The sequence below is a fragment of the Hoylesella timonensis S9-PR14 genome (genome assembly GCF_000762405.1).
GTDB classification, from domain to species: domain Bacteria; phylum Bacteroidota; class Bacteroidia; order Bacteroidales; family Bacteroidaceae; genus Prevotella; species Prevotella timonensis_A.
The window spans coordinates 1-6,477 of record NZ_JRPQ01000123.1 but is presented as its reverse complement, the minus strand read 5'-3'; the positions used below and the strand labels follow the sequence as shown (position 1 = coordinate 6,477).

9 protein-coding genes and 1 pseudogene are annotated in these 6,477 nt (G+C 48.2%); 8 read left to right on the top strand and 2 right to left on the bottom strand.

What is annotated here, in order from left to right; all coding sequences use genetic code 11:
* Positions 1–150 precede the first annotated feature (150 nt).
* Entirely contained in the window at positions 151–606 is a 456-nt protein-coding gene (locus HMPREF9304_RS07735) for a hypothetical protein (protein ID WP_156104792.1), read from the bottom strand.
* Positions 607–775: 169 nt separating this feature from the next.
* Positions 776–1,138, bottom strand: a complete 363-nt coding sequence (locus tag HMPREF9304_RS07730; RefSeq protein WP_036928022.1) for a hypothetical protein — start codon at positions 1,136–1,138, stop codon at positions 776–778.
* A gap of 43 nt (positions 1,139–1,181) precedes the next feature.
* On the opposite strand from HMPREF9304_RS07730, the gene HMPREF9304_RS07725 reads away from it, so the two are divergent.
* The 8 genes and pseudogenes from HMPREF9304_RS07725 to HMPREF9304_RS07685 form a co-directional block, all read left to right on the top strand.
* Positions 1,182–1,553: a hypothetical protein gene (locus tag HMPREF9304_RS07725; RefSeq protein ID WP_144439175.1), complete on the top strand. Its 372-nt coding sequence runs from the start codon at positions 1,182–1,184 to the stop codon at positions 1,551–1,553.
* An 11-nt stretch (positions 1,554–1,564) separates the two neighbouring features.
* Positions 1,565–3,583 (top strand): hypothetical protein, encoded by a 2,019-nt coding sequence (locus HMPREF9304_RS07720; RefSeq protein WP_036928020.1) that lies wholly within the window; start codon positions 1,565–1,567, stop codon positions 3,581–3,583.
* A 26-nt stretch (positions 3,584–3,609) separates the two neighbouring features.
* Positions 3,610–4,485: an AAA family ATPase gene (locus HMPREF9304_RS07715; protein WP_036928019.1), complete on the top strand. Its 876-nt coding sequence runs from the start codon at positions 3,610–3,612 to the stop codon at positions 4,483–4,485.
* Position 4,486: 1 nt separating this feature from the next.
* The gene (locus tag HMPREF9304_RS07710) at positions 4,487–4,717 is read left to right on the top strand and encodes a hypothetical protein (RefSeq protein ID WP_036928018.1); all 231 of its coding nucleotides are present in this window, start codon (positions 4,487–4,489) and stop codon (positions 4,715–4,717) included.
* Positions 4,714–5,355: a DEAD/DEAH box helicase family protein gene (locus HMPREF9304_RS07705; RefSeq protein WP_036928015.1), complete on the top strand. Its 642-nt coding sequence runs from the start codon at positions 4,714–4,716 to the stop codon at positions 5,353–5,355. The genes HMPREF9304_RS07710 and HMPREF9304_RS07705 overlap by 4 nt, the downstream gene beginning before the upstream one ends.
* Positions 5,352–5,648: a hypothetical protein gene (locus HMPREF9304_RS07700; RefSeq protein ID WP_231564495.1), complete on the top strand. Its 297-nt coding sequence runs from the start codon at positions 5,352–5,354 to the stop codon at positions 5,646–5,648. Before HMPREF9304_RS07705 ends, HMPREF9304_RS07700 begins: the two co-directional genes overlap by 4 nt.
* 366 nt (positions 5,649–6,014) lie before the next feature.
* Positions 6,015–6,275 carry a hypothetical protein gene (locus tag HMPREF9304_RS07690; protein ID WP_036928009.1) on the top strand — a complete coding sequence of 87 codons (261 nt, stop codon included), beginning with the start codon at positions 6,015–6,017 and terminating at the stop codon, positions 6,273–6,275.
* Between the two features lie 8 nt (positions 6,276–6,283).
* Positions 6,284–6,477: pseudogene (locus HMPREF9304_RS07685) on the top strand (hypothetical protein); the annotation flags it as partial.

The following is a 6,477-nucleotide window of genomic DNA, read 5'->3' as shown; positions in this document are numbered from 1 at the left end:
CAAAGATACGGAAAAGGGGCGAGATTAACGAATTTAAAGGATTAAAGATTATGAAGAAGAAAAAGATGTTCGAATTGCTGCGTAAAAAAAATGGGGCTAAGCGTTTGCCCCATTTGGCTGGCAGGAGATGCCCAAAGTTTAAGATTGGTGCTATTCAGATGGATGACTTGTGCCTTCATGGAATTCGAGGAACGGGTTATCATAGCCCTCGAAAGGAAACTCTCTCAAAGGAGTGCTTACCAGCAATGGCGCTACGCCATCTGCACATGTTGCAAGAAAATTTCGATAAGAACCACTGTCCACAATATTCGAGATGTCAAGAATATCGTTCTGGAATTTCACAGTTATCTCAGCTATTTGAAGTGCTGCAAAGCGAAGAAGAAGTTGCTGGGGATGGTTTATCCACTTCTTTTGCCTACGTTGAGAATCAGATAGCGCAATGTATCTCAGTATGTCTTTCTGATTGTTCTTCACGAAGTCGAAATATGCGTCGTATCCTTTCTCTCGTAAGAGATTATAGAGTTGTTCGACCTCTTCGCGATGGAAGTTGCAGCGTATCTCTTCTGCGGATACACTCGATTTTACAAGATAATTATAAAGGCTCATATTTATGTGTGTTGTTTGATATTTTCCTTGGTTGCCGATGCGGTGTTGCTTCAAGGGCTGTGGAGTTGTAGCCAGACAGTTGGTTTGGTTTCCAGAATTTGGCTATAAAGTTAGTGAAAATAAATGAATTAAAAAACAAGTGAGATTATGAGCAACAAAAGATTTTCTGCTACTGAAATTTCAAGATTTCTGAATGAGCATTTACAAGACAGTCGGGCAATTCGTAGCTCAGAAGTGTATGATATGCTTCAAAAACCTGCTGAAGATGCAGTGCGCGCTGCATCCCGACGGAGATTAGCAGCGCCACGCGGGCGGTTAGCTTCTCACTGCCATCTTCTTGTGCGTATTGGCGCACAGAGAGCCGTATGTCGGTATTGCGGTCAAAGCTACCCTTTAGCTCTTTCAGGCGATTTAGACAGGGAGCAATTAGTTCAAGAAGCACTTTCTCGTCCATTGTTTGGTCGAGAGGGACAATGTCGATTGTAAGTAATACTGCTGGCACCATATTTATTTCTATTTTGAATTTGGCCATAAAGTTAGTGAAAATAAATGAATTAAAATAAGTGAGATATATTATGAGAAGGTACATTCACATCAAAAAAGAAGACCGTGAATTCATCATGATGACATTCAAGGTGTCTGAGCAGAGTGTTTTCAATGCTATTCGGTATGATACGAAGCGTGGTAACACAGATTTGGCTAAGCGCATACGCAAGTTGGCAATGGAGCGTGGAGGAATCCCTATGATAGAAGCTCCAGAATGGGAGACACTGCACGATGCTGATGGTTATATCCGCCAATATAAGGAAGGTGGTGTGCTGCTGGAAATTTTCAAAGAAGGAAATTGGTGCGATGTGTATAAGAATGGTAAGAAAATGCGCAGGTTCGAGCACTTGATGATGAGTGATCTTGACGGCATTCAGAGATACGCGGAAAGGTTGAGCTAAGGAGGCGCGCGATGGAGTACTACGAAGGCAAACTGTGCATCTCTGCCCGTGAGCTGGTGGATGGTGGTGTCGTTAGTGAGGCGAACTACCAGAACTGGACACGTCGCAAAAAAGTCGATGTGGTACGCCGTGGTGGTGGTGCTCTCGGACAATATGCCCTCGTTTCCATTGACAGCCTCCCCGGCAAGTACAAGGAAAAGGTCAAGGAACTCTATCCTGACGGTGCACAGACTCACCTGCGCCTGTGGGTAATGGAGAACTATGAAACAGACCAGGAAGCTGTGGCGTTCTTTCGTGATGAGGAAAAGACTGGCGTGGACTTGCAGCAATACCCCGAGAAAATCCGTGAATACGTAACGAATGCGAGCGTGCTGAACTGCTGCATCAAGCTGTACGAACGTGCTGCAACGGCGCGCAAGCTGATGGGCGAGAAGTACAACTGGGACTGGATGGCTGACGCCATCGAGGCACTGCGGACGGAACTGGGTCACACACTGCCCACGAGTACGCTGCGTTTCAGGAAGAAGGTAAATGAGTACAAATGCGAAGGTTACGGCTGCCTTATCAGCGGTAAGTTCGGCAACCAGAACAAGCGGCTGGTAACAATGGCCGTTGAGGAGGCTGTGCTGAGCCTATCCTGTCTTGAGAACAAGCCTTACAATACGACGGTCTGGGAGCAGTGGAAGATGTTCCTCTGCGGCGAGCTCGATATTTTCCACCTTGACACCGGCGAACTGCTCGATCCCGATGACTTCACTGACAAGAATGGCGAACCGTTGGTACTTAGCGAGAGCACCATCAGCAACATCCTGAATCAGCCGATGAACAAGCTGCGCATCAACCAGCGCCTGCTGATGCCTGTTACGCTGATGCACGAGCAACTGCCCCACATGCATCGCCACAACGGCCGTTATTCGCTGAGCCAGATTACGATGGACGACGTGGATTTGAGCCGCAAGTTGAAGGACACGAAGAAGTGGGTACATGCCTACTATGCCTACGACGATGTGAGCGAGTGCGTGATAGGTGCAAGCTATGCGAGGGACAAGGACACGCCCCTGGTGGTGGACTGCTTTAGGGACATGTTCCGGATTCTTGCCGCTAACGGCTGGGGCACGCCAAGGGGCATAGAGGTGGAGAACCACCTGATGTCGCAATGGCGGGACACCTACCTAAGTCCCGGTGTGGTATTCGAGTTCGTTAGGTTCTGTGCCCCACAAAACTCACAGGAGAAGCGTGCTGAGCACTACAACGGTGCGAAGAAGACCAGCATCATCCACAAGAACCATGCAGGTATTGGGCGTCCTTTCGGCAAGGGAAAGCGCAGGGTCGAGCAGAAGAAGGTGAGCGACGCAAGCAACGAGTTGTATGAGGAGAAGAAATACTACAGCTGGGACGAACTCGTGGCCGATGACCGGCAGGACAACTGGGAATGGAACCACTCCCTTCACAGCGACCAAAAAAGGTGGCCAGGCAAGACCCGCTGGGAGGTACTCGTGGAGAACGTGAATCCCGACCTGTGGCCACTGGACCGCCGCATGCTGGCGAGATGGATAGGGGTGAGCGTGGAAACAAGCGTGCGCAGGAACTCGACAGTACGCGTAAACTATGCCGACTGGTGGCTGAGCAGCCCGGAAGTATTGGAGCGACTTGCCCCGAACAACTACAAGGTAACAGCCTGCTACCTGCCTGATGAGGAAGGACAACCAAAGGACGTGTACCTCTACCAGAATGAGCGGTACATCGACACGGTGGAGAAAGTAGAGACCTACAACCGCGTGATGGCAGAGCAGACAGACGAGGACAGGGAGAAGTTCGAGAAACAGCAGAAGAGAGTGGCCCACTTCAATAAATATCTGAAAGAGCATGCCATTACCAAGGTTGGCGTGATGAAGACCACGGCGACACCGCCACAGGCAGAGCCTTCGGAAGAAGAGGTTCTTGAACTGCCGCAGGTGCAAGAACAGGAAGAAGAGTTAAACTATATTCCTAATACAGACTATAGCAAAATGGGATTAGAAGCCTATTAAAATAACATTATAAATGCGTTCAGACTATGATTACAGAAGAGCAAAAACAGAAAATACTGGTAGCGGTGAAACAGAACCGCACCAACTATCCGAGTGACGCCAAGCACGCAGCAAGTCTTGGTATTAGCACGTCGGTGTACAGTGGCATCAAGAACGGTCAGACAGAAAAAGCGTTGAGTGACGCCAACTGGATAGGTATTGCGCGCCGCCTTGGTGTGACCCTTCGTGGCGAGATAGATTGGAAACCAGCCAAGACAGCTACTTTTGAGTATATCACGGCTCAGTTGGAGTTTTCACAGCAGTCGAGCCTTAGCGGTATTATGTGCGACATGCCCAACATTGGCAAGACCTTTACGGCCCGCTACTATGTGGCACACCACCGGAATGCAGCCTACATAGACTGCTCACAGGTGAAGACGAAGCTGAAACTCATCAGAAAGATTGCCTCCGAGTTTGGTGTTGACAGCAAGGGAAGATACTCTGACGTTTATGATGACCTTGTATACTACCTGCGTAGTATTGACACCCCCCTGATTATTTTGGATGAAGCTGGGGACCTGCAATATGAGGCTTTTTTGGAACTCAAAGCCTTGTGGAACGCCACCGAACGGTGCTGCGCCTGGTACATGATGGGTGCCGACGGACTGAAGGAGAAAATGAACCGCTCGATAGAGTGCAAGAAAGTAGGCTATACCGAGATGCTCTCACGATATGGCGACCGATACAGTAAGGTTACACCAGATGACGGCAAGGAGCGTGAACACTTTCTCAAGGAGCAGGCAAGGGTTGTTGCCAAAGTAAATGCGCCCGAAGGCACTGACATCGCTCAGATTGTGCGCAAAACAGGCGGTGGTCTGCGAAGAGTGTATACAGAAATAGAAAAACTGAAGAAAGGCGCATAATATGATGACCAAAATAGAAATGCAGTATATGGATGCGGTCATACAGATGAACCGCCGACAGAGGGAGCACGAGATAGATTGGGAACAGCGTCGTTACGAACTGACAAAATCAGCCTTATGGCTGGCCCCAATGCTTAAAGAAGAAGGTCCAATAACACCAGAAGTCATCGCCAAGCATGCCGTTGAAATAGCTGATGCAGTCGTTATGGAACTTATCAGGACGGAAAAATGAGCAAACGAGCGTACAGTCCGAAAGAGATTGCGGCCAAGAAATGGGTGACCTTGCCTTGGGGTGCGCAGTGGAGTGATCCGTTTGGTTTTCCTGCTGAGAATGCCTCTTGGTTTATCAGCGGCGCGAGCGCACAGGGCAAGAGTTCATTCGTTATGCAGTTGGGGAAGGAACTTTGTAAATATGGTTCTGTTCTCTATATGAGCTACGAGGAGGGTGTGAACCAAAGTTTCCAACGCCGAATGAACTACCTTGGTATGAATGAGGTACAGGGTAAATTCAGAGTAGTTGTTGACGATACCATCGAAGAGCTTGCCGTACGTCTTTCCAAGCCCAAATCTCCGAAATTCATCATTGTGGATTCCTTTCAAGTAGGCTGTGATGACAAAGGATGGACGTATCCCGACACCGTGTCACTGATGAAGCGATTTAACCGTAAGTGCTTTATTTTTATCAGCCAAGAGGATAAGAGCGCACCAACAGGGAAACCTGCACGACGTCTGAGGTATATCTGCGATATGAAAGTACGCGTGATTGGTTACAAAGCCTACTGCTTGGGCAGGTCTATCGGTGAAGCGGGAAAGTATTATGTAGTGTGGAAAGACGGAGTAATCAAAACAAATAATGACACCAAGTTATGAGTAAAGAAAGACGGATAATTGAGATTGCCCCAGGGACGATGAGTCCTGGCGGACGCATGACAGACCGTATTGAGAGCAGAGGACACAAGTGTCCCTATTGTCAAGGAAACGGATATCATTGGCAGGAAGACGAATGGCAGGAACGCTACAAGCAGGAATGCCCGATATGTAAGGGCAGCGGCAGACTCGATGCCATGATAACTATTGAGTGGAAAGCGGAAGGAAAGCCTCCCCCGACCCCTCCGAAGGAGGGGAGAACAGACAGCTGGAGGACTTTGAACTTTGAGGTTTGAACTTTGAACTTTGAACAAAACAAGCCATTTTCTCCCCTCCTTTGGAGGGGTCGGGGGAGGCTCCTTGTGAACTTGTGAACTATCAACTTATCAACTAAATTTATCAATTATGAGCAACTTTTTAGAAGAAATCAAAAGACGTATTCAAGTGTGGCACGAGAAGCGTGCAGAGCGCATTGAGGCGGAGCGGCAGGCTCAGCTCGACGCGGAGGCACGGGAAGCCGTGCAGGTGATGGAATTTAACGGCAGGCTGTACATCTGCGTGAATGGCAAGCCACTGTTCGATATCGACATCTTCAAGAACAGCGTGGNCGAGGCTGTTGCTAAAGCTCGCCAGAATTATAAAGACTGGAAGGAGGAAAAGCTATGGCTAAAGTAGAGAAATTTCCCAAAAAGTATTTGGTCAAAGTAATTGTAAGACCTGAAGGATATAATAAGCTTGTTCTGGAGGGAATATTCGTCCCACGTGGATATACATGTAATGCGAATAAAATTAAAAAACAATGCTGGGAGTATTTGTGTGCCAATATAGATTTTAAGGGGAATGGCATAGACCCTGATAAGGTTGAGAAAGAGATTACTGTTAAAGCCATTCCTGCAGATTTTATGGTTGTAGAAGATAAATAATAGATTTTATGAAACAAGAACGGAACTATGCGCGTTTCTACTGTCTGCTGAAGGCGCTGCCTGGCGCAGACAAGGAGACGCTTGTGTCGAGCTTCACGAACGGGCGAACGCTGCACTTGCACGAGATGAGTGCGAAAGAATATGCCGCCATGTGCGCGTCACTGGAGGTGCATACCGGCTGGAGAGTGCAACTGAAGAAGAA

Excerpts from the sequence above, each read along its gene's own strand:
- HMPREF9304_RS07735 (WP_156104792.1), bottom strand. The coding sequence starts at position 606 with ATGAGCCTTTATAATTATCTTGTAAAATCGAGTGTATCCGCAGAAGAG.
- HMPREF9304_RS07730 (WP_036928022.1), bottom strand. The coding sequence starts at position 1,138 with ATGGCCAAATTCAAAATAGAAATAAATATGGTGCCAGCAGTATTACTT.
- HMPREF9304_RS07725 (WP_144439175.1), top strand. The coding sequence starts at position 1,182 with ATGAGAAGGTACATTCACATCAAAAAAGAAGACCGTGAATTCATCATG.
- HMPREF9304_RS07720 (WP_036928020.1), top strand. The coding sequence starts at position 1,565 with ATGGAGTACTACGAAGGCAAACTGTGCATCTCTGCCCGTGAGCTGGTG.
- HMPREF9304_RS07715 (WP_036928019.1), top strand. The coding sequence starts at position 3,610 with ATGATTACAGAAGAGCAAAAACAGAAAATACTGGTAGCGGTGAAACAG.
- HMPREF9304_RS07710 (WP_036928018.1), top strand. The coding sequence starts at position 4,487 with ATGATGACCAAAATAGAAATGCAGTATATGGATGCGGTCATACAGATG.
- HMPREF9304_RS07705 (WP_036928015.1), top strand. The coding sequence starts at position 4,714 with ATGAGCAAACGAGCGTACAGTCCGAAAGAGATTGCGGCCAAGAAATGG.
- HMPREF9304_RS07700 (WP_231564495.1), top strand. The coding sequence starts at position 5,352 with ATGAGTAAAGAAAGACGGATAATTGAGATTGCCCCAGGGACGATGAGT.
- HMPREF9304_RS07690 (WP_036928009.1), top strand. The coding sequence starts at position 6,015 with ATGGCTAAAGTAGAGAAATTTCCCAAAAAGTATTTGGTCAAAGTAATT.